Raw genomic sequence first — 24,002 nt, 5'->3', positions numbered from 1 at the left:
ACTTCCTTTCTTTACTGTTTATTTAGCAAATTGGTCGGCCTCACGGAAAAAGTAAAGCCTAGTTAATAAATCCCCATCTAATAAATGATAAATTTCACTTCCCCCTTGATCGCCACCATACTGGATTAGCATATGGAATTGTACTAAATAGACGACCTTTAATACAAAATCCTCTTCAAAACCCAATTCCAATAAAAAATGACAAGCCCTCTGTGCCGATACATTTTCATGGCCAAAATAGCCAAATCGTTGTTGCAACGGTTTATACTTCTTACAAAATGGCTTACCCACATCATGGAATAATGCTGCTATTTGTAATGCCAGCTTATCACTTTCCGAATAGTATTCATTGATATAGGCAAAGACAAAATAAGTATGTTGACATAATAGGAATTGGTGATGTGGATTTTCTTGATTGAAATGATAAATCTCTTTAAAAAGTGGGATTGCTCGAAGTGTTTGAAAAAGCTCCTCATAATTGGGCTCACGTTGAATAAGCGAAATAAATTGTTGTTTGGAAATTGCATAGGGGCTAGATCCATGTACGATATGCACTTCATCAAACCCTTCTCCCGCCGTCGGAAATTCTAAATGCTTACTCATTTTTTCCATTACCACTAACGGTACATTTCTCTTCCGTTGTTGGTTTCTAGCTACACATATGGAATAGGGCGTGTCAAAATAATAGCATTCCTTCCTAACCGAGCTTGGCAATTTACGTAGTGCAAATATCCTCCGCTCCCGTTCAATATTGGTAGCATCTACAATGACCGTATAACCCTTTGCCACAAGGTCATTAAGACGCTCATATAATGTACGAAAGACCTGACGTGATTTCTGTTTTGTTGCGTCACCAAATAACTCTTGACGTATAGCGTCACTAGAAAGAACAACGGCATTTTCTCTTTTCGCAAGCTGCTTCACAAATGTACTTTTTCCACTTCCAGGTAATCCAACTGTGAAAATTACCTTCATCTCTTCTCACCTCCCTTCCAGTTTCTATATCGTATAAGATAAACAATCCTTTAGTGCTTTTCAATATATCCTTACAAGCAATTTAAAAGGCATGAGTCATGTACTAAATCGCACTCATGCCTTCTATATGAATTATTTTTAGCTTACTTCACCCTTATGGACATAGTGTTCGTGCAATATTTTCAAAGTAACGAACACCATAAATTAGAGCTTCTTCATCAATTTTAAAACGAGGATGGTGTAATGGGTACGCTTCTCCAAACTCTTCGTTATGTACCCCTATAAATTGCATCGATGAAGGAACAACTTCTGAAAAATCTGCGAAATCCTCTGTACCAAACATTGGTCCAGGTAACTCCTTCACACCTGTATCTCCCACAATCTCTCCAGCTATACGGCGGGATAACGCTGTTAACTCTTTATCATTTGTAACAGAGGGACATCCTAGCTCCCATTTAATTTCTACCTTTGCACCGTGCATGGAAGCAATACTTGTAGCTATCTTTTCTAAATGTTTACGCGCATCTACACGAATCGTAGAATCTAGTGAACGAATCGTTCCACCAAGCTCTGCTGTATCAGCAATAATATTTAAGGCCGTTCCACAATGAAATTTTGCCACCGTTAAAACAGGCGCATGTGTACTCGGTACTTTACGTGACACAATTGTTTGCAGAGCTACAACTATTTCAGAACCAATAAGTAATGGATCTATAGCGACCTCTGGTGTAGACGCATGGCCGCCCCTACCGTAGATTTTAATTTCAAAATCATCTGCCGCTGCAGTAAATTTACCGTCTTTCATAGCAAATTGTCCTACCTCATAATCAGGGCTCACATGTAGAGCAAAGGCATAATCGACATTTTCTACAATTCCTAGGGCTACTAGTTGAGCAGCTCCTCCAGGAGTCACCTCTTCAGCATGCTGAAAAACAAAACGAATTTCTCCACAAAAATCAGTCCCACGCTCAGCCAATGCTTTTGCTGCACCAAGTAGCATCGCTGGATGGGCATCATGACCACACGCATGCATGACTCCAGGATTGGTTGATTTAAAAAGTAAATCCGTTTCTTCTTCAATCGGCAATGCATCAATATCAGCTCGCAGTAAAATGGTATGCCCCTTATTTTCTGTTTTCGTCCCCTTTAAAAATGCACATACACTCGTCTCTGTTAAACGCTTCACCTCTAAATGTGGAAACGTTACTAGTTGATTATAAATATATCGGGCTGTCTCATGCTCCTGATGTGATAATTCTGGATACATATGCAAATGCCGACGCCATTTAATTACCTGTTGTTTTAAATCAATTGTTTCTACCAATCTAATCACTCCTACTATATGATTTATATTATTAAAATGGTCCATAGTTTATGAGATGTGCAATGACTAATAAGACAATTGCTAAGCATGTCTGTATAAGGAAATAAGGAAATACCCATCTAACCCATTTTGAAAATGGGATACCTGCAATTGCTAATCCTGCTAATAAAACCCCACTCGTTGGAATAACCATATTTGAAATACCATCACCAAATTGGAAAGCCAGTACAGCTGTTTGCCTAGTTACACCAATTAAATCTGCTAAAGGTGTCATAATCGGCATTGTTAACGCTGCTTGTCCACTTCCAGATGGTACTAAGAAATTTAAGCAGAGCTGAAGTAAAAACATCCCTACTGCATTTATTGAAGCTGGTAGAACACTTACGGCATTAGAAACAAAATGCAGAATAGTATCAATTAATCCTCCATTCGTCGTAATCACTAAAATGGTTTGGGCAAATCCAATGATTAGAGCCCCTTCTACCATATCTCGAGCTCCCGTAATAAAACCTTCAGCCATTTTATTCGGTCCAATCTTACATATAATAGACATAATAATACTGCTTAATAAAAAGATTCCGCCAATTTCACTTATATACCATTGGAATTTTATTACCCCTACAATTAATGCAACAAAATTACCTAATAGTACAAATAATGCTAGTAAATGTCGTGTACTTATTTTAAAGTCCAGATCAATCTTTATACTTTCCTCCGGATTAAACTTTCCATAAATCCCTTTCGATGGGTCGCTCTTTATTTTTTTAGCATGTCTATATATAAAAAGGACTGTCAAAATATAAAAAACGGCAAACACGACTATTCGATATGACATCCCTGAATACATCGGAAGCTCGGCAATTGTTTGAGCGACACCAATGTTAAAAGGGTTTGTAATGCCCGATGTAAAGCCCGTTGCTAATGTACCGAGCATAACGATAGCAAAGCCTGTCATTGCATCCATACCGAGTGCCATTGTTAAAGGGATAATGATGGCTATATATACTAGCGTATCCTCTGCAGAGCCAATTAATGTTCCTAAACTAGCAAATATTAATACGAGAATAGGGATTAATACGTACTCCTTTTTCCCAAACTTAGAGGCCATCACTTTAATAAACGAATCAATGGCACCCGTTTTTTGCATGATCCCTAAAGCTCCACCAAATAGAAAGACAAATAAAATGATGGGAGCACCCTCAAGCATCCCCAAATGCACACTATTAAATATTTCTAGGAAGCCAACAGGATTTGAGCTTATGTATTGAAAGGATTCCGGATCAACAACCATTCTCCCATTACTCTCAACTCTTTCATACTGTCCCGCTGGTAAAATATACGTTAATAGCGACATCACTAAAATAATAATAAACATTAATACAAATGCATTAATTCCCTGTATACGTGGTTCAGCTTCTTTTTTTTCTTGATGCAGGTTTACCATAACCGTCTCCCCCTACTATTTATTATTCTTTAAACCGAGACATAGACAACGTAGCAATTAGGCAAGTGATTACACACCATATTTTCCGTCACACGGAAAACTGTTCCGATTAACGGAAACTTTATACACAAGAATAAAAAACAGAATTTAAAATGTCAATATATTTTGATAATTCCAATAAATATATTTCTACTAATAGGACACGTAATTAATAATCATTTCTTTCAAAACAGGAATAATTACGGACTTTTCTACATATAAAAAAGACTGCTCCACCTTTTCGTAGAGCAGTCCATGCATATCAATATTTTATTACCTTATACCATTATTGTATCATAAATTTACAAAAATTACTAGACTATACTTCTTACCGAAGTAGATGTATGATAAATTTCCTGATTCAATCACCATACAAAATCTCCTTGAGATAATTACGTTTGAAGACTTTCGAGTTATTCAAAGGATCAGTGTTCAGCCATTGAAAAGGAATCACAATTACCTACATCCCACCATCTATATAGGTAAGGGTTCATGCCGAGCGAAGATAAAAACTATGGAGAGGAATGTGAGTAGACATTGGAAAATCAACATGAGTGGATGGAAGAAAAGCAGCACCTTAAGCATTGTTTAAATATCATTGATGACAAAATGAAGGAATTACTGCTTCAAGAAAAAGGCTTTAAAGAAAATGCTGTCGCCATCAAGAAAACTTTCTGGAACGATGTCAGAGTCAATTTAGATACTGCTGAGGATGTTGATGAAACATTTTTTGCTATTAAACAACAAGTAGAGCTACTTTCAGATTCAGAACTTGCACAGCAAAGGGCCATTCGAAATGTAAAGGTTTATGAACGTTTACAGCAGTCACCCTATTTTGCACGAATCGATTTTTTACAAAGTGAGCATCCTGAACCTCTAAAAATTTATATAGGTGTTGCCACACTTTTGGATGAGCAAGATGAAAACATCATCATTTATGACTGGCGTGCACCCATTTCCAGTATGTATTATGATTGCACTCCTGGTGAAGCTTCCTACGAAACTACAACGGAGGATATTCACGGTGAGATGCTGCTTAAACGGCAATTTATTATTAAAAATGGTCAGCTACAATCCATGTTTAATACAGGCCTAACCATTGGTGATGACTTATTGCTCGATATCCTTGCACAAAATGCAAACGAACATATTCGCAGTATCGTTGCAACCATTCAAACGGAACAAAACAAAATTATTCGCCATATCCACTCACGTTACCTCATAGTAGAAGGTGTTGCGGGTAGTGGTAAAACGGCCGTCGCACTCCAACGAGTGGCTTATTTATTATACCGATATCGTAATGAAATGACAGCAGATCAAATTTTACTAATTACGCCTAATCAACTTTTTAATCAATATGTCCATACCGTCCTACCTGATTTAGGTGAAGACAATATGCAACAACTAACGTTTATTGAATATGCTGAAAAACGTTTAGGTCGTCAGTTCCAATTAGAATACCCTTATGAGCAGCTTGAAGATCTATTAACAGAAAAAGATGAAGCTCAATATGTAACAAAATTAAATAGCATTTCATTTAAAGCAAGCCTGACTTACAAACAATTGATCGACCAATATGTAAGCTATTTGTCGAATAAAGGCTTATTATTTAAAAATATTGTTTTTCGTGGAGAACGGATTATTACTGCACAGGAAATTACTGAATTCTTTTATTCTTTCCCATCCTCCATGTCGATACCAAATCGCCTACAATTAGTGAAGGAATGGTTATTACAGCAATTAACGAAAATTGAAAGAGCTGAACGTACGAAGGATTGGGTAGAAGAAGCGACTGAGCTATTAGACAAGGAAGACTACTCCAAGTCTTACAGTGAGCTCTTATATGAGGGACGCTATACAGAAAACTCATTTGATGATTTTGATCATGAACGCAAAAAATTAGCGCGCCAAATTGTAAAAAAACATTTTAAACCTTTACGAAACTCTGTCAATCAATTAAGATTCGTTCATATATTAGGTACCTATCGTCAACTCTTTGATATATCTAATTCTCTCTATCAAGAATTTCAGCAGCTTGTCCCAGACAATTGGGAGGACATTTGCCAAAACACCCTTCCTAATTTAGCAAAACGATTAATTGCTTATGAAGATGCAGCTCCGTTTTTATATTTACAGGATAAAATTGAAGGTCAGCAAACAAATACGACAATTCGCCATGTATTAATTGATGAAGCACAAGATTATTCTCCATTCCAACTAACCGTCTTACAGCAATTATTTCCTAAAGCGCGTATGACAATCTTAGGCGATGGCCATCAAACTATACATCCGCATACCTTTGATAATCCTTCACTGCTCGACCCTCAATTATATGGTGAGCATGCTGAAAAGATGATTTTAACGAAAAGCTATCGTTCGACAAAGCAAATCATTCAGCTCACGGCTAAAATTTTAAATGATGGTAGTGAAGTAGAGGCGTTTAACCGAGATGGTCTAGAACCTTCGATTACAATTTTGCCAAATGAATTGGAGTTAAATAAACAAATTATCCAGAGCATCAACACCCTATCTCATAAATTTGAAACGATCGCTGTTATTTGTAAAACTGCAGCGGAATGCTCAGCAGTGTTTGAACAATTAAGCAATCACGTTGATATTCAACTTATTACACACAACACTAAGCAATTTAAAAAGGGTATATTATTACTCCCCGCCTATATGGCAAAGGGGATCGAATTTGACGCGGTCCTGATCTATAATGCATCAGCCGCCAACTATTCACGAGAAACAGAACGTAACTATTTCTATACAGCCTGTACAAGAGCTATGCACGAGTTACACATTTATTCCATCAACAAATTAACGTACTTCCTTCAATGATAGGGAAGTGTTGAATGTACGAAGTGATTTCCATTCAGGGCTACAAAGCTCCAGACGACACCCCTGTATACATTGGAGCTTAGTCCGAATGGAAATGATCCTCGTTAAATATAGAACGTATAGTCTTCTGGAATGACACGTTTTAAAAATTTCTTCGTCCGTTCCTCTTTCGGGCTAACAAAAATATCATGAGGGCTACCTTCCTCTACGACAACTCCTCCATCCATGAAGATAACACGGTTTGCTACGTCTTTTGCAAAACCCATTTCATGCGTCACCACAAGCATTGTTGTCCCCTCAGCAGCAATATTTTTCATGACCTGTAGTACCTCGCCTACTAGTTCGGGGTCAAGTGCAGACGTTGGCTCATCGAATAAAATAATATCTGGATTCAACGCTACCGCCCTTGCAATCCCTACCCGTTGTTGCTGACCTCCCGATAACTGACTTGGATATGCGTCATATTTTTCAGATAAGCCTACTTTATCAAGAGCCCTTTTGCCAATTTCTACTGCCTCTGTCTTAGGAACTTTTCGTCCAATAATTAGCCCTTCTGTGACATTTTCTAATGCCGTTTTATTCGTGAAAAGATTATAGTTTTGGAAGACAAATGCCACACGCTGGCGAATTGCATGTACGTCTTTTTTCTTTACATGTTGAAAATCCACTTCAATATCTCCAAATGTCGCATGTCCTTGATCCGCTTTTTCTAAAAAATTGATACAGCGTAATAATGTTGTTTTTCCTGAGCCACTAGGACCTAGAATAACGACTACATCACCTTGATCGATAGCTAAATCTACACCCTTTAAAATTTCATTTTCACCAAATGATTTATGAATATTTTTAATTTCTAACATGCTCATTCACCCCTTAGGCATTGGCCGCTTTGTATTTGCTTAAATATTTTTCATAACGCTTGAACAAGTATTCGACTGTGCTACATAAAATTAAATACACAATAAAGATATCAAGATAGGCTTCCACATAATTGTAGCCGACATTTGCAGCTACCTTTGCCTTCAATGTAATTTCAGGTAGAGACATTGCGTACCCTAAGGAAGTTGCTTTAATCAAATTGACTGTCGCTGTACAAATATTCGGTAGCGCAACAACTAATGCTTGTGGAATAATGATTCGGGTATACGCTTGGAATGTTGTCAAACCTACTGAGTATGCTGCCTCCAATTGTCCCTTTTCAATGGTACTTAACGCCGAACGAAATACCTCTATTAATATAGCTGTTGAACTGAATGCAAACACAATAAATGCATACCATATTGGATTGATTTTATATATATCATATGGAATTTGATATTTTTCAAAAATAATTTTTAACATAAGCGGAATACTACTATAAATAATGAAAATTTGTATAATAATTGGTGTTCCTCGCACAAAGGATACGTAGAACTTTGCTAAATGATGTACAACTGGAATTTTGTTAATCCTCGTTAACGCCAGTAAAAATCCTAGTGGCAGCGCAATGAACAGAGCAACAACTGTGACAAGGAGTGCGATGGGAACACCTGATAGTGCAACGAAAAATGTTTCAAGTAAAAATTGATAATTCATGGTTACGCCTCCTTACGTTGTTTCTAAGGTCTTTTTACCCCTACCAAATATCTTTTCTAATATAGTAAATATCTTTTCAATAATAATAGATAATACCCAATAAATAATAGCCAAGGCGATATAAATCTCTAAGGCATGAGCATTAATATTACTAGCTATAATTAAATTGGCCTTCCCTACAATATCAATTAATCCGATCGTATAGGCCAAGGCACCTTCCTGTAATAAAGCAATCATGCCATTTCCAAAGTTGGGTAATGCAACGACAAGTGCCTGGGGGAAAATAATTCTTCGGTAGGCTTGTATGGGCGTTAACCCTACACTAACAGCCGCTTCAAACTGCCCTTTCGGAATGGCTAAATAAGCCGATCGCATCACCTCTGACATAATTGCTGCAAATTGTAATGTGAATGTTACTACCACGAAAATAGCCGTTTCAATGGAATGGAGATTGAGACCAAAGTTTTCAGCTAATGCGGGTACACCATAATAGACAAGAAATAATAAAACAATAGATGGTGTACATCGCATAATCGTCGTATACAGGTTCGCTAATTTTCGTAATAGCTTGACAGAAGAGAGCTTAGCTGCCGCTAGTAATAAGCCAAATATTGTGCCTAAGACGATAGAGGACCCTGCAACTAAAAACGTGATTTTTAAAAACGGTAATAAGACGGGGATCGCGCTCCAAATATAGGTCGCGTCAAAATATTTATCCATTTCCTCACCAACTTTTGTTTTATGAATAAAGACTGCTGAGCGTGCCAGCCTCAACAGTCCTAATAATGGTCAATATGCTTTAAATTAACGATTAACAGTTTCTAACACTTCAAATAAATCACGGCCATAGAATTTCGTGCTCAATTCGTTTGTTTTCTTCTGTTCTTTAATTTTAGCGATGGCTTTATCGTAAGCATCCGCAAATTCTTGTTCTTTTTTATTGAAAAGAGGCCATGTTTTAATCACAGAAAATTCATTATAGACTACTTCATCTTTTAAGTTATTATAGGGTCCATCTTCTGCAAGTACTTGCTGTTTAAATGGTCCTTCAATCATAACGCCACCATCGACGCGCCCTTCATTTACCCACTGCACAACGTCAACTGTAAATGCGTCACCCGCTTGAAGCTTTACTTTATTGTCAGGGTTGGCCGTATTATATTCATCAATAATTGTGTATTGCGCATTATTAGCTGCAATAGGTGCCAACGAATAGCCCTTTTTCGCAAAATCAGCTAATGTCTTTATCCCTTCATCTTCTTTACGTAATACTAGGCCTGCACTACTTAATCCTAAAAATTCCTTTGGGAAAATAAATTTCTCTGTCCGTTCCTGTGTAAAGAATGCGTTTTTCACCCCAACCTGATATTTCCCTTGCTCTACACCAATTAATAAATCATCACTTGTCGTTCCTACATATTCAAATTGATAGTCTGGTAATAATTCATCTACTAATTTCATTACCTCTACGTCATAACCTGTTGGATTTCCATTATCATCTATATAACTAATAGGCTTTGAGGCCTGATCATAGGCAACTTTGATTGTACGAACTTCGCCACCATCATCTGAATTCTTATCAGCTGACTTTCCAGAATTACAGCCCGCTAAAAGTGCGACAGAAGCCAATCCAATCGCAGCTAATTGAAATATCTTATTCTTCTTCATGTAACATTTCTCCTTATTATCCACATTATTATTGATGGTCATTTAATTTCTGCTGTTCGATAGCAGCCGTAGCTAATTTAATTATGGTCATATCATCCATTGGTGGGTTATGAAGCCCCGCACGTACGTTTCGATAATAGCGCTGTAGCGGATTTGACAATTGTAAGCTTTTCGCCCCGACTACACGCATCGCCTTATCAACAATGTCAATTGCGATATTCGTTACGGTATGTTTAGCAACAGCCATCTCATTTGTTAAAATGGCGCGTCTTGCTGGATTATCGTATGCCTCAGCTACCCCATATAAGACAAAGCGTGCTTGATGAAGCTTTAACTCGATGTCTCCTAAAAGCTGTTGAACATTTGGTAATGTACTGATCGGGGCATTCAAGCTATTAGGTTGATGATGATTAGCGAAATGTACCGCATAGTCACGGGCAGCTTGTGCAATTCCTAGGTATGTGGCCGGGATATGGAGAATCCAGCCATTTATTTTACCGCCACTAGGATGGTTTGGTAATTCGACTAAGTGATCTTTAGCCACAACGACATCATTTAATACGAGATCATGGCTGCTAGTACCTCGCATGGCAGACATTTCCCAGTTTTCCTCAATGGATAATCCTATTGAATCTTTATGGATGAGGAAGAACCCAATTTGTTGCTTCTCTTCAATCCAAGCCGAAGTGAGGAAATAATCTAATACTGGGGAAGCTGTAGTAAAGATTTTGCGTCCATTTATGCGCCATCCGTCTTTTATAGAAACAGCATTTGTTCCTGGTCTCCCCCCACGTGTTGGGCTCCCAGTTGCTGCTTCACTTACAGCCCTATTAATCATGGCACCTTTCTTTATTTCCTCTGCAAATGCCGTTAATAAATCCTCCGTCCATAATTTTGTGGCATATATTTCGCCCACAACGCCTAATGTCCATCCGAGGGAGAGCGAGGCATTCTCGTCATAGCTTGCTAATGTTTCTTGTATAAGCACCATGTCATAGACTGATAGACCCTCTCCTCCATATTGTTTCGGTAAAGTAAGTTGCGGATAACCAATTTGCTGGAGTAGTCGATGTGCTTCAAACGGGAAACGAGATTGTTCATCTACCTCAGCTGCCTCGGCCTTTATAGGATTTGAGATGGCTTCTAACTTATCTAACCAAAATCGCTGTTGCTCCGTTTTAACAAATAAATTCTTCAAAAAATCTCCTTCTTCCCAATATATATAAATCTTATATATTTACTAAGGATTAATGATAAAAAAAATCCCGCGCTACAAATTTGTAGTGAGATAACATGTGGTACTGAATTTTCTGATTCGTTGACATTTATATTACTTATCACCTTTAAAAATGTCAATGGGTGAAATTCAAGTTTTTTTGTCTGTTTAATATGGTTTAGATCTATTCGAATTTTTATGCACCAAGCTTTGTTTACAACATATGCTAAGACTATGAGAGAGGTGTATATATGACTAATAACATAAATTCTCCGCAAGGTGCGGGCATCGCATCCCATTTAGCACCACAGGTTATTCAAACTAAATTTGGAGATATTAATGGGGATGGCTTCTTTGAAACTATTTTTTTAATGGGGACTCAAAAGCCTGGTAGCCCTTTATGGGAAAACATAACCTTAACCATTTTTTATGGGCAAACAGGGCGAATCGAACAAATCCCACTAAAAGAAAATGTGGGCTATCACCCAACCATTTTTCTAGGAGATTTTACTGGTAATCATATTGAGGATATCATGGTTATTTCTGATACAGGAGGTAGCGGAGGAATTATTAACGGGGAAATATTCTCCTCTACGAATAATCAGGTGCATTCCATTTTTGACACAGAATCATTTAATACTAAGCTCCAATATACTGTCAATTATGCCAACAACTATAAGGCAGTTGTTCAAAGTAAGGCTCCTGCAAAAAAATATATACTTGATTTACAATATAAAGGCCCGGAATATTTAGCAGAAATCTATCATCCAGATGGGACATTAAAGCAACCGATTGAAGGCTGGGTTGACCCAATTAGCGGATTATATCCTGTTGATTATGATCGGGATGGGACCTATGAAATTTTAGCGTATCAAGAGATTGCAGGTAGGTACCATGCTGATGGCTTAGGATATGTGGAAAATATATTAAAATGGAATGGCCACGAATTTGTAGTAGATCGACAAACGGTTAGTATTTTCGGAGAAGATTTATCATAGAGAACTAACTCATATTTATATAAGAAGATATTAAACAGGAATCTGCTTATTTTTGCCTAATTCACGACAAAAATAAGCAGATTCATTCATTTATTATTATTTTTCAACTAATGCAAAGTAGTTGCTTTCTGGATCAGCAAAATTAAAAACTCTACCCATTGGCATCATGACTAAATCGCCCACTTTAATGCCCTTTGCCTGAAAATCCTGATACATTTCTTCAATTTGGTCAGCGTAAAACATAATAGAGGGTGTTCCTAAATTTAATTCTGGCTGCATTTTAGCAATGATTTCTTTATTGTGTAGCACAAAGGATGTTTGAGCTTCCTTCGACGGTGCAATTTCAATCCAACGCATTCCCGCCTCTTCCTGCTCGTTTTTAATAATAAACCCTACTTTTTCTGTCCAAAATTTCACTGCAGCATCTTGGTCGTTAACATATAACATGACTTGTCCAATTTGATGAATCATGACTCTATCCCCTCCTCTTTTATGAATTTAGTATACAACAAATCAAAGCATTATATAGCTTCTAACAAATCTGTTTAGCGAAATTTCTAAAAATTGATAATAATATCTATTAGGGCTTACCTTTTACTTTATTTCTGTTAGAATGAGAATTATTTACCTTATAGGGAAAAGTATAGAATAAAAAATGTTATGTGAGGATAATACAAGTGAAACAACTAAGTGTCAGAAAAAAGCTTATTTTTTCGTTTTTAGCAATGCTTCTCATTCCAACACTGTTAATTGGAATAGTGTCGTACCAAAGCGCTGAAAAGCAAATTTCAGAAGAACAGCAAGCTAGTGCAACTGAAAGCGTGCGCATACTCAATACAAATATTACGAACACGATTGAACCAAAATTGAAAGATGTGGAATATTTCTCAAAAAAGTTTAATCAATCTTATTTGCAGGAAAATAAAATTCCTGAGCTTAAATCCCTTCTACAGGAATATGTGAATATGCACCCTGAAGTTGACCTTATTTATATTGGTACTGCTGACGGGAAACTACTGGATGAACCTGTTCAAGTGTATGCGGATGACTTTGACCCTCGTACAAGACCTTGGTATAAGCAGGCTTTAGAAAATAATGGCCAAGTCTCAATTACCGCACCTTATGTTTCAAAATCTACAGACGATATTGTCATTACCATCACTCAAGCTCTACCAGATGGTTCAGGTGTAATAGGAATAGATTTAAATATCTCTACATTAAGCGACATTACGAATGAAATACGCATCGGCGAAACAGGCTATGCCTCTCTTTTAGATAACAATAAAATCTATATTGCTCAGCCTGATACGGAAAGTGGTACTGAGGCAACAGAAAACTATATCGCGAAAGTTTATGAACAAGAAAGCGGGACGATTATTGAAAGAGATCGTCATTTACAGTTTGTTACTAATGAGCTTACAGGTTGGAAGGTTATTGGTACAATGTTTACCGCAGAAGCAGCAAAAGCAGCTGCCTCCACATTAAATATCAACTTAATAATCATTGTTGTCTCAATTGTAGTTGGTGTGATTTTCATGCTCTTTATGATTAAATCTGTTGTTAATCCAATCAATAAGCTGAAACATAGCGCCTTAAAAATTAGTGAAGGCGATTTAACTGAGTTTATAGATATTCATTCTAAGGATGAAATTGGACAACTTGGTGAAGCCTTTATCTCTATGAAGGTGAGCTTAAAAAAACTGATTCGCAACGTGGACCAAAGCTCGCAGCATGTACAAACATCTGCTCAAGATTTATCTGCAAATGCTGAGCAAAATATTGCTGCCTCTGAGCAGGTTGCTGACGCCGTACAACAGATGGCTATCAGTACAGAGAAACAAACTACTGCTATTGACCAAAATGCGATTTCCGTGGAGGAAATTGCTAAAGGGGTTGTGGAAGTTGCAGATAGTTCTATGCAGGTATCTGATCTTTCTAGCCACGCTATCCAATTGGCAGAGGAAGGCGGTCAAGCTGTCGAACAAACCGTTAGGCAGATGAATTCGATTCATGAGTCTGTTACACAATCAGATACAATGATTAAGACACTTTATGATCGCACAAAAGAAATTGGCTCCATTTTGGAATTGATTAGTGCGATTTCAGACCAAACAAATTTACTTGCCCTGAATGCTGCTATAGAGGCAGCAAGAGCAGGAGAGCATGGAAAAGGCTTTGCCGTAGTGGCTGACGAAGTTCGAAAGTTAGCAGAGCAATCACATCACTCAGCAGAACAAATTTCTGCACTCATTACAACTATTCAACAAGATACCGCTAAATCTGTACAAACAATGGTAAAAGCATCTTCAGATGTCCAAGAAGGCTTACAACTAACGGAGGAAACGAATAAAAAATTTGCGAATATTATTGCAAGCCTTCGAAACATCGCACCAAAAATGGAGGATATTTCGGCTTCCGCTCAAGAAATGTCAGCAGTTGTGGAGGAAGTCTCTGCTACAGCCATTGAACTATCAGACCATGCTAAATTAAATGCAGCAGCTACAGAGGAAGTTGCAGCTTCAACTGAACAAACTTTATCCTCGATGCAGGACATAGCTTCTGCTGCTAAAACGTTACTTGATATGGCTGATGAATTACAGGGTCATGTAAATCGTTTTCACTATTAAGGTACCTCATTTAAAAATCTGGGTTCAGCACTTCGTGAGCCCAGATTTTTCTTTTGTCTAATACTACAAAATAGGACATTTTTCTTTAAATATCCCCAAAACATAACTTTATTTTCCAGATTTTTCAGAAAATTATGTTGATTATTCTCCATTTTCCTCTTAGAATCAGATTACAACATGAAAGACTAATTCCATGTACAACCATCATTAGCCTTCGTTGTCCCATGATCTACAAACTAATCATGACTTATTAAGGAGGAATACCCTATGAAACAACTTAGCTTAAGAAAGAAACTCATCTTTGCATTTTTAGTCATCCTTCTCGTTCCTGCACTTATGATCGGCTATACCTCCTTTAAAAGTACTAAAAGTCAAATTTTAAATGAGCAACAAGCAAGTGCTATGGAAAGTGTCAGAATGCTTAATACCAATATTACAAATATGATTGCGCCTAAAGTACATGATATTGAATATTTTGCAAAAAAGTTAAATCTATCTCATTTACAGCCAGAGAATCGTCAGGAATTGAATAATCTTTTCCAAGAATATGTTCATACACATCCGGAGGTAGAATTGCTATATATAGGTACTGCAGATGGTGGCATGATTGATGCACCTGTCCATGAGTATGCTAGTGATTATGATCCGCGTGTTCGACCTTGGTATACGGAAGCGATTGAAAACAAGGGACATGCATCGATTACTTCTCCTTATCTATCAAAATCTACAAATAATATCGTAGTGACCGTTATGCAAGCTCTCCCTGATGATTCAGGTGTTATTGCCTTAGATTTAAATATCTCTGTTCTAAGTGCACTAACAGATGATACACGTATTGGGAAAACTGGCTTTGCGGCCATACTGGACAGTAATCAGCTATATGTAGCACAAAGGGATAAAGAAAGCGGAACCGAAGCTACAGAAAAATATATATCCAAGGTTTATGAACAACAGGAAGGCATCATTATTGAAAAAAGCCGTCATTTACGCTTTGAGACAAACGAACTGACAGGATGGAAGGTTATCGGAACAATGTTTACCGTAGAGGCTACAGATGCTGCCTCCGCAACCTTTAATATCACCTTACTAATCATTGCAGTTTCCATCATTGTTGGCATTATTTTTATGCTTGCTATGATTAAATCCATTGTTAGCCCTATTAAGCGATTACAGCAGAGCGCACTTAAAATAAGTGATGGGGATTTAACGGAATATATTGATATTCATACGAAGGATGAAATTGGACAGCTTGGTGAGGCATTTGTCTCCATGAAAGTAAACTTAAAAAAGCTCATTCGCAATGTTGATCAAAGCTCTCAGCATGTTCAAACTGCTGCACAAGGTCTTTCAGCAAATGCTGAGCAGAATATCGCTGCTTCTGAACAAGTGACAGAGGCAATGCAGCAAGTAGCTATTAGTACAGAAAAACAAACAACAGGAATCGATCAAAATGCTATTTCCATAGAGGAAATTGCAAAAGGAGTTGTAGAGGTAGCAGATAGTGCACTACAAGTCTCTGATTTATCCAGTCAGGCTATCCATTTAGCAGTGGAGGGTGGACAATCTGTCGAACAATCGGTGAATCAAATGGTATCCATCCATGAATCTGTAGCACAGTCTGATAGCATGATTAAATCACTATTCGATCGTACAAAAGAAATAGGCTCCATCATCGAAATTATTAGTAACATTTCAGACCAAACAAATCTTCTTGCTTTGAATGCAGCGATTGAAGCAGCACGAGCTGGCGAAAATGGCAAAGGCTTTGCAGTTGTGGCAGATGAAGTACGTAAATTGGCAGAACAATCTCATCAGTCAGCAGAGCAAATTGCCTTGCTAATTACAGGCATTCAACAAGATACGGCTAAATCTGTTCAAACCATGATGAAGGCTTCTGCAGATGTCCAAGAGGGCTTACAGCTGTCTGAGGACACAAAGAAGAAATTTATAAGTATTATTGAGAGCTTACGAAACATTGCTCCTAAAATGGAGGATATATCTGCTTCTGCTCAGGAAATGTCTGCTGTAGTGGAAGAGGTTTCGGCAACGGCCATTGAACTGTCGGATCATGCTAAACTCAATGCAGCAGCATCTGAAGAAGTAGCCGCTTCAACTGAACAAACATTGTCCTCGATGCAGGAAATCGCATCATCTTCTAAAGCATTACTCGATATGGCGGATGAATTACAGGGCTATGTCAATCGTTTTCATTACTAAAAATAAAGCACGGTGAATGATCACCGTGCTTTGAATTGTATTAATTATTCATTTACCTCATGGCTAAACTGCCACTCTACACCAAATTTATCTGTAAGGGAGCCGTAACATTTGCTCCAAAAAGTTTCTTGAAGCTCCATAACAACTTTCCCACCATCTTTAAGCTTATCAAATGCTTTTCGCATCTGCTCTTCATCATCAGAAACAACTGCTAATGTAACATTGTTTCCAACCGCATATGGTGAGCCTGGAAATGTATCTGAGAACATAATTCTACTACCGAATACGGAAAGTCGTGTATGCATTACAAGATCTTTTGCTTCCTCTGGTAATGGATAATCAGGGTTTTGTGGTGAATCCCCAAACGTCATAATTTCAGCCTTGTCCGTACTAAAAGCATCTTCGTAAAACGCTACAGCTTCTCGACAATTCCCGTTAAAAATTAAATATACCTCTACCGCCATTTCCAACACTCCCTTGACATTTTTTGAAACAATTATATTGTACATGGATTATAAATCATAACACAAACTAAAAGATAAATAATTCATCTATATCATAAGAAATATAGCCTTATCTTCAAATTTTTTATTTATTTTAGCAAAAGCTTTGACATTTCCTCAAAAATCATGTAAATTACCAAATGGCGAACAATTTAAAATAAATCTTTAAAAATATTCGTATTTTAGGAGTGTATATAATGGATAACGTATTTGACTATGAAGATATTCAACTAATTCCCGCAAAATGCATCGTAGAAAGCCGTTCAGAATGTGATACTTCCGTTACTTTAGGAGGGCATACTTTTAAACTTCCTGTAGTACCTGCTAATATGCAAACAATTATTGATGAAACTCTTGCTAAGAAGCTGGCTGAAAACGGTTACTTTTATATCATGCACCGCTTCCAACCAGAAGCACGTATCAACTTTATTCAAGATATGCATGGCAGTGGTCTAATTGCTTCTATTAGCGTTGGTGTAAAAGAAGAAGAATATGCGTTTATTGAAGAATTAGCAGCTACAAATGTAGTACCTGATTTCATTACAATTGATATTGCACATGGCCATTCTAATGCTGTTATTCGTATGATTCAGCATATTAAAAAACACTTACCAAATAGCTTTGTTATTGCTGGTAACGTGGGAACACCAGAAGCTGTACGTGAGCTTGAAAACGCTGGGGCAGATGCGACAAAAGTTGGAATTGGACCAGGTAAAGTTTGTATTACTAAAATTAAAACAGGCTTTGGTACAGGTGGCTGGCAGTTAGCTGCACTTCGCTGGTGTGCAAAAGCTGCTACAAAGCCAATTATTGCTGATGGTGGTATTCGTACACACGGTGATATTGCTAAGTCTGTACGTTTTGGCGCTTCAATGGTGATGATCGGTTCTTTATTCGCGGGTCACGAAGAGTCACCTGGTCAAACAATCGAAGTCGAGGGTAAAAAGGTAAAAGAATACTTCGGCTCTGCTTCAGAATTCCAAAAAGGCGAACGTAAAAACGTCGAAGGAAAGAAAATGTATGTTGAGCATAAAGGAAGCATTAAAGATACATTAATTGAAATGCAGCAAGACTTACAATCTTCTATTTCTTATGCAGGTGGCACAAAGTTAGAAGCTATTCGAAATGTTGATTATGTAATCGTGAAAAACTCTATCTTCAATGGCGATAAAGTGTACTAATACGTTACAACCCCACTTCAGGACAGAACAATCTGAAGTGGGTTTTTTTAGATCATTTCATTATCCCCATTTCTTTATAAACACCGTGCCTACAATACAAAACAAAATACTCTATTTATTATCAGAATTTTCTATTTTATTAGATAATTTTATATTATACTATAACTATACTGTATTACTTTAGAGGAACGGAGGTCTTTTCTATGATTAAATCAGTGCGTAATAAGTTGGTCGCTTTAGCCATTATTGTTATTCTCATATCTACAGTGCTGGTTGGAACAGTGAATTATTTTGTAGCAAAAGGCGAGATGGATCAGGTAGGTAGACAAAGTCTTAAGAATGGCACACTAGGCATACTTGAATTAATTGCACAATTAGATGGACAGGTTCAAAATGGAAAATTAACATTAGAAGAAGCACAGGAAAGTGCCAGAACACAGATTGTTGGTAATAAAATTGAAGATCAAAAGCGATCTATCGATAACCCTGTAAAATACGGTGATAATTTTTATTTCTATGCCTTTAAGGATAATGGTATGGTTGAAACACACCCCTCTCTTGAAGGTCAAAATATATCCGACTTACAAACGAGTGATGGACGCTATTTTGTAAAGGAAATGATTGAAACGGCACAAGCAGGTGGCGGATATGTGCGGTATGACTGGGCACTACCCTCCAATCCAGATATTATTGCTCCAAAAATTACTTATGTTGAAATGGACAAGCATTGGGGATGGATCATCGCGGCTGGTACATATGAAATGGATTTTAATGCAGGCACTAAAAATGTTTTATATTACACATTTGGTACAACCATCCTAGCTACTATAATTGGTGTCATGCTTTTTTGGTTCTTCTCTGGACAGATGACCGCCTACATACGAAAAATTATGGTGATCACATCGGATATTGCGCAAGGTAAGCTCACAGGAGAGGACATTCCCGTTACGACAAAGGATGAACTTGGCACACTAGCGAAGAATGTCAATAATATGAAGCAAAGCTTGCATGAGATGGTCAACAATACAAAGGACAGTGCCTCCCAAATGAGAGTTTCTTCAGAAACGCTTAGTGCGATTACAGAGGAAACGACCGCCTCAGCTGATGAAATCCATCAAGCTATCAACGACATTTCTAAAGGGGCTGTTGTGCAAGCAGAGGAGGCAGAAATGGCTAGTAGTAAAGTGGAAACACTATCATCTCTGATTTCCAATGCTACAAGTAAATATAATGACATTACCGAAAATATGAATACTATTAATCAATCACAAGAAAATGGTAGACAAAAAGTAGATCTATTACTGCAAAATTCTCATGAATTCACGCAAGTAATCGAAGAGTTAAGAACTAATTTTTCAAGTTTAACAAGCCAGATGAAAGAAATTCATCAAGTAGTACAAACAATAACTTCCATTTCAGAGCAAACAAATTTATTAGCGCTAAATGCAAGTATCGAAGCAGCTCGTGCAGGTGAACACGGTAAAGGATTTGCTGTAGTAGCAGAAGAAGTACGAAATTTATCAGAGGATACAAATGAAGCTACTAATCGTGTCAAAAATCTATTACAGCGCATTGAGATTGATACGGTCAATTCAGATACAAAAATGATACACACTCTTCAGCTTTCACAAAGTCAGGCAATGTCGATTACAGAAGTAAAAGGAGCTTTTACTTTCCTAGCCGATTCTATTCAGGACATAACCGAGCACCTTGTTTCTCTTAATGAGGGTATGAGTGAAATGGCAGAAAACCGTGTAGTGGTCATTCATGCTATTAATGAAATAGCAAGCGTGGCCACAGAATCTGCTGCTGCAACAGAACAAATTAATGCATCCATTGATGAACAAAAGTCAGCCGTTACGTCTATCATGCACTCCTCACAGGAGCTCCATACAGAGGCCGAGCGCATGTATGAATTAGTAGAACGCTTTACATGACATGTGACATCCTATAAAAAAGAATGCTACGAATTGGTCGTAGCATTCTTCTTTTCATTATAGTTTGTTAATAACTGCGTGGATTGTTTCCTTTAGTTCTGCATCATAGCTAGAAAGATCAACAAGGTTTCCTACACGCTCACGTAATACTGGGCGTTCAATTACTAGCTTCTCATCAAGTACTTGAACAAGTAGTTCGATAATAAGACGATCACGAACAACTAACGCTTCTTCTAAACGCTCTGGTGTAATTTTCGCATCTGTTTTTGCTGATTTTGCCATTTCAAAAACCCCTTTTAAATTTTATATTCATGCACATCTATTTTAGCATACCACTAAATTATTTTAAAAACTTTCTTTCGCAAAAAATACCAAAACTTTACAATTACTAAAAGAAAGATTTACGACAATTTGTTATATTCATATCATAATACACTCGTATTTTGCCATATGATAAATATGTTTAGGCTCACTATACAAATACGATTGGAGGAGTTATATGAATCAAAAAAATCCAACCTATATACAGCTCATTAAAGCTGTACCAAAGTCTTTGCAACTTTTTCTGAATGTTTGCCTAGTCCTCTTAGCACTCATACTAGCGTTTTTACTCTTTAAGGAGCTAATAGAATTTCTTAAAATATTGCTCTTCTCTAAGGAAGGTGGCGATTACAAGCTATTCCTTGCCAACATCCTTATATTTTTCTTGTACTTTGAGTTCATTACGATGATTATTAAATATTTTAAAGAGGATTATCATTTTCCGCTTCGATACTTTATATATATAGGTATCACAGCTATGATTCGATTAATTATCGTTGAGCACGATCATCCTCTTAATACGTTAATTTATTCAGTTATTATTCTCATACTCATCATTAGTTACTTTATTATTAATATTACACCACTTGAAAGACCGACACGATCATCTCTATTTATGAAAAAGGAACATTAGCCCAGCACAACTATTCTAAAACGCCGTCGTACATTTTGGTTTTTCAAATACAAAGAAAAATTGCTGTAAAGCCTGTAGATATTGCTCCTGACTGATTTTTATTTGCTGCAGCATATACAGTTCTTGGACCGTTATGACTCCCATTACCAGTGAGGAAAGCTCAGCCACATCTACAACTACTTCCACATCATAGTGACCACTTTCAATAATGTTCATTGTGCCTTCAACCACCTCGATAATGAGTTGCTGATTATTTTCAGCAAGTAATGAGTCCGAAACTGTTAATTTAAATGTCAGTGTTACACCATTAAAATGGTGTGCCGTTAACTCTTCAAAAAAACCTTTTACATTAATAATGCGGTACATCAGTCCAACCCCTGACACGGCATTTTCATGGTAAACACTAGGAATTAAATGATTTGTACCATTTCTGACATCGCCTAAAAAGAAATGAACATTGTCTTCTTGTGTATTCCACTCAATGCGGTTTACTTGATCTGCCTGACTGTTTAAAAATGTACTCAGCTCTAACAATGCCTGCGGTGTCTCATATATCCATTCTTTAATGACTAAATTATTCAACATAAAATTACTCTCACCTTGCTTTTCAAATGAAAAAACGATATAGCCTTGTACGGTATCATCCTCTTTCATCGCAATCACATAGTTTTCGTCGTTTTTAAAAATAAAGGAAAGCTCTGATTTTGTTTTGAGAAACATTCCATGCTTTTGAGACGCTACCCTGTTATAACAATCTGTTAGCTGCTGTTGATCTTGCACTGTTAAATATGAAAGGTGCTTCTTCGTTGGGCCTTTAGGAAAGCTTAAGGGCTCTACTAAATATTGATACATTCTCGGTCCATATCCAAACCCCATTTTTTTATAAAAATCTGGCCTAAACGGATACAAAGCGACAAAGTGAATATCCTTTGCTAAAAAAAAGTGAAAGAATTGATGGATTAACTCCTTCGCAACTTTTTCCTTTTTATGTAGTAAATCAACTGCAACAAGCCCTACTCCGCCAATCGGTATCATTTTAGAGAAAAGGTTCATTTGAAAATCATGTAATCGCATGCCGCCAATTAGTTTGTCATCATCCCAAAGTCCAAAATAATTTAGGGATTCATCATGATTCTGATTATCCATAAAAAGATTTTTTAACTGCTCTTTTGTTGTCTGAGCTCCGTTCATTCTTCCAGGGTAGGCTCCTACAACGATACTCGCAAAAGTTAAAAAATCTTGCTCTTTTACTAATCTCTCTACCACTCTCATTGTTTCCCCTCCATTTTCAAAGTATGATATGACGTTCATATTCATTTTCCACCCATAATAACATATATTACCACGTCATATAAATGAACAATGAACATGATTAAAGGAGGAATAAAGAAATGACTTTAATTGATGCGTATATCGATGAAGTATCTAAAAAACTACATAAAAATAAACGTGAAAACATAAAGCTTGAGCTAAAAGCTACTATTGAAGATATGTTGCCAGAGCCATATTCAGAAGCAGATATAATGGAAGTGCTAAAAAAGCTTGGTAGCCCTGCAAAAGTGGCAGCAAGCTATCAAGATACGCCACGTTATTTAATTGGTCCAAACGTGTTTGATCTATACACTAGAACCATTAAACTCGTATTTCCTTGGGCAATTTTTATAACGATCATTGTTCAAGTAATTCAGAGAATTTTCCTCTATTCAGGAGAAGAAGCCTTGCTCTCCACTATCATTTCAGCATTCTCCATGACGATTGTGGCCATTATTTCTGTATCATTTCATGTTTTGTTTTGGATCACCATTTTTTTCATCGTCATCGAACGCTCTAATACGGATAAAATTCAAATATTGCCTTTCCTGAATGACCCTAAGGAGTGGACACCTGAAAGTTTAAACATTAAAAACATTCCTAAAGACAAACTCATCACTTTAAGTGATATAATTTTTAGCTTTGTAGGGATTATTATTTTTACCTTTGTTTATTGGAATGCCAATCGTCTTTTAGGTATATATACAACAAATGGGAATGGTAGCTTAAAGTTTGTTATGCCAATCTTTAATCAAAATATTTTACAATCCTATGCTCTTTTCTTTATGCTCTGTGTCATTCTTAGTCTTACTTTAACATTTTTAAAATGGCGTACGGGGCAATGGACCATGACGATTGCTATCATCAATGCATTGCTTCAAAGTGCGGGAACTATTGTATTTATTGTCATCGCTGTTCATCAAGATTTTATCCATAGTGCCTCCATTCCGTACATTGCCGCAATCGTAGAAAGCAACACAGCAAAGGTCTCCTCTATTATAGATAAGATCCTACTTGCCAGTATGTGCATTGCTGTTTTAGCCAATGCATTTGATATATATCAAGGATTTAGAAAAGCTAAAATACCAGCCTCTAAAAGTGATAAATTGAAAATTTATCATTGAAAGCTCTTCTTTCAAATCGCGAAAATACCTTTCTCCTCTAATGTTTTGTATAATAATAAAGTTGGAA

At 37.0% G+C, this 24,002-nt stretch carries 20 protein-coding genes; 8 read left to right on the top strand and 12 right to left on the bottom strand.

The window, feature by feature from the left end:
• Positions 1-18: 18 nt before the first annotated feature.
• From AC1Q6O_RS18825 to AC1Q6O_RS18815, 3 genes are all read right to left on the bottom strand, one after another.
• Complete coding sequence (locus AC1Q6O_RS18825; RefSeq protein ID WP_090002651.1) at positions 19-975, bottom strand: AAA family ATPase; 957 nt, start codon at positions 973-975, stop codon at positions 19-21.
• 154 nt (positions 976-1,129) lie between these two features.
• Entirely contained in the window at positions 1,130-2,299 is a 1,170-nt protein-coding gene (locus AC1Q6O_RS18820) for a M20 metallopeptidase family protein (protein WP_237068902.1), read from the bottom strand.
• A 31-nt stretch (positions 2,300-2,330) separates the two neighbouring features.
• A complete protein-coding gene (locus tag AC1Q6O_RS18815; RefSeq protein ID WP_090002652.1) occupies positions 2,331-3,743 on the bottom strand; it encodes a YfcC family protein in 1,413 nt (470 codons plus the stop codon).
• Positions 3,744-4,319: 576 nt separating this feature from the next.
• Between AC1Q6O_RS18815 and helD the strand changes: the two genes are divergently transcribed.
• Positions 4,320-6,623, top strand: a complete 2,304-nt coding sequence (gene helD / locus AC1Q6O_RS18810; protein WP_492401961.1) for an RNA polymerase recycling motor HelD — start codon at positions 4,320-4,322, stop codon at positions 6,621-6,623.
• A gap of 104 nt (positions 6,624-6,727) precedes the next feature.
• Here helD and AC1Q6O_RS18805 read toward each other — a convergent pair whose 3' ends face one another.
• The 5 genes from AC1Q6O_RS18805 to AC1Q6O_RS18785 form a co-directional block, all read right to left on the bottom strand.
• Positions 6,728-7,483: an amino acid ABC transporter ATP-binding protein gene (locus tag AC1Q6O_RS18805; protein ID WP_008180632.1), complete on the bottom strand. Its 756-nt coding sequence runs from the start codon at positions 7,481-7,483 to the stop codon at positions 6,728-6,730.
• 13 nt (positions 7,484-7,496) lie between these two features.
• Positions 7,497-8,198: an amino acid ABC transporter permease gene (locus AC1Q6O_RS18800; RefSeq protein ID WP_492401960.1), complete on the bottom strand. Its 702-nt coding sequence runs from the start codon at positions 8,196-8,198 to the stop codon at positions 7,497-7,499.
• Positions 8,199-8,210: 12 nt separating this feature from the next.
• Positions 8,211-8,918, bottom strand: a complete 708-nt coding sequence (locus AC1Q6O_RS18795; protein ID WP_025116503.1) for an amino acid ABC transporter permease — start codon at positions 8,916-8,918, stop codon at positions 8,211-8,213.
• A gap of 84 nt (positions 8,919-9,002) precedes the next feature.
• Entirely contained in the window at positions 9,003-9,866 is an 864-nt protein-coding gene (locus tag AC1Q6O_RS18790; RefSeq protein WP_171365840.1) for a transporter substrate-binding domain-containing protein, read from the bottom strand.
• A gap of 28 nt (positions 9,867-9,894) precedes the next feature.
• Entirely contained in the window at positions 9,895-11,064 is a 1,170-nt protein-coding gene (locus AC1Q6O_RS18785; protein WP_008180637.1) for an acyl-CoA dehydrogenase family protein, read from the bottom strand.
• A 269-nt stretch (positions 11,065-11,333) separates the two neighbouring features.
• On the opposite strand from AC1Q6O_RS18785, the gene AC1Q6O_RS18780 reads away from it, so the two are divergent.
• Entirely contained in the window at positions 11,334-12,080 is a 747-nt protein-coding gene (locus AC1Q6O_RS18780; RefSeq protein ID WP_008180638.1) for a YybI family spore inner coat protein, read from the top strand.
• A 96-nt stretch (positions 12,081-12,176) separates the two neighbouring features.
• Here AC1Q6O_RS18780 and AC1Q6O_RS18775 read toward each other — a convergent pair whose 3' ends face one another.
• Positions 12,177-12,551: a VOC family protein gene (locus tag AC1Q6O_RS18775; RefSeq protein ID WP_008180639.1), complete on the bottom strand. Its 375-nt coding sequence runs from the start codon at positions 12,549-12,551 to the stop codon at positions 12,177-12,179.
• Positions 12,552-12,757: 206 nt separating this feature from the next.
• Between AC1Q6O_RS18775 and AC1Q6O_RS18770 the strand changes: the two genes are divergently transcribed.
• The gene (locus AC1Q6O_RS18770; protein ID WP_089986424.1) at positions 12,758-14,707 is read left to right on the top strand and encodes a HAMP domain-containing methyl-accepting chemotaxis protein; all 1,950 of its coding nucleotides are present in this window, start codon (positions 12,758-12,760) and stop codon (positions 14,705-14,707) included.
• A gap of 267 nt (positions 14,708-14,974) precedes the next feature.
• A complete protein-coding gene (locus tag AC1Q6O_RS18765; protein WP_089986425.1) occupies positions 14,975-16,924 on the top strand; it encodes a methyl-accepting chemotaxis protein in 1,950 nt (649 codons plus the stop codon).
• 44 nt (positions 16,925-16,968) lie between these two features.
• Here AC1Q6O_RS18765 and AC1Q6O_RS18760 read toward each other — a convergent pair whose 3' ends face one another.
• On the bottom strand, positions 16,969-17,388 hold the full coding sequence (locus AC1Q6O_RS18760) for a VOC family protein (protein WP_025116510.1): 420 nt from the start codon (positions 17,386-17,388) through the stop codon (positions 16,969-16,971).
• A gap of 236 nt (positions 17,389-17,624) precedes the next feature.
• On the opposite strand from AC1Q6O_RS18760, the gene guaC reads away from it, so the two are divergent.
• Together guaC and AC1Q6O_RS18750 are read left to right on the top strand one after the other, a co-directional pair.
• Positions 17,625-18,608, top strand: coding sequence for a GMP reductase (gene guaC / locus AC1Q6O_RS18755; protein WP_008177848.1), 984 nt, complete (start codon positions 17,625-17,627; stop codon positions 18,606-18,608).
• Positions 18,609-18,811: 203 nt separating this feature from the next.
• Complete coding sequence (locus AC1Q6O_RS18750) at positions 18,812-20,545, top strand: methyl-accepting chemotaxis protein (protein WP_492401958.1); 1,734 nt, start codon at positions 18,812-18,814, stop codon at positions 20,543-20,545.
• Between the two features lie 57 nt (positions 20,546-20,602).
• Here AC1Q6O_RS18750 and AC1Q6O_RS18745 read toward each other — a convergent pair whose 3' ends face one another.
• Positions 20,603-20,827, bottom strand: coding sequence for a hypothetical protein (locus AC1Q6O_RS18745; protein WP_008177853.1), 225 nt, complete (start codon positions 20,825-20,827; stop codon positions 20,603-20,605).
• A 217-nt stretch (positions 20,828-21,044) separates the two neighbouring features.
• Between AC1Q6O_RS18745 and psiE the strand changes: the two genes are divergently transcribed.
• Positions 21,045-21,500: a phosphate-starvation-inducible protein PsiE gene (psiE, locus tag AC1Q6O_RS18740; RefSeq protein WP_492401957.1), complete on the top strand. Its 456-nt coding sequence runs from the start codon at positions 21,045-21,047 to the stop codon at positions 21,498-21,500.
• A 15-nt stretch (positions 21,501-21,515) separates the two neighbouring features.
• Here psiE and AC1Q6O_RS18735 read toward each other — a convergent pair whose 3' ends face one another.
• Positions 21,516-22,811, bottom strand: a complete 1,296-nt coding sequence (locus AC1Q6O_RS18735; protein ID WP_237068903.1) for a GNAT family N-acetyltransferase — start codon at positions 22,809-22,811, stop codon at positions 21,516-21,518.
• Positions 22,812-22,891: 80 nt separating this feature from the next.
• Here AC1Q6O_RS18735 and AC1Q6O_RS18730 point away from each other — a divergent pair, with 80 nt between their 5' ends.
• Positions 22,892-23,935 (top strand): HAAS signaling domain-containing protein, encoded by a 1,044-nt coding sequence (locus AC1Q6O_RS18730; protein ID WP_427071382.1) that lies wholly within the window; start codon positions 22,892-22,894, stop codon positions 23,933-23,935.
• Positions 23,936-24,002 lie beyond the last annotated feature (67 nt).

It is taken from the genome of Lysinibacillus sp. GW823-FHT06C08, assembly GCF_058795135.1.
The sequence above is the reverse complement of the archived record's forward strand: the minus strand, read 5'-3'. Positions and strand labels throughout refer to the sequence as shown.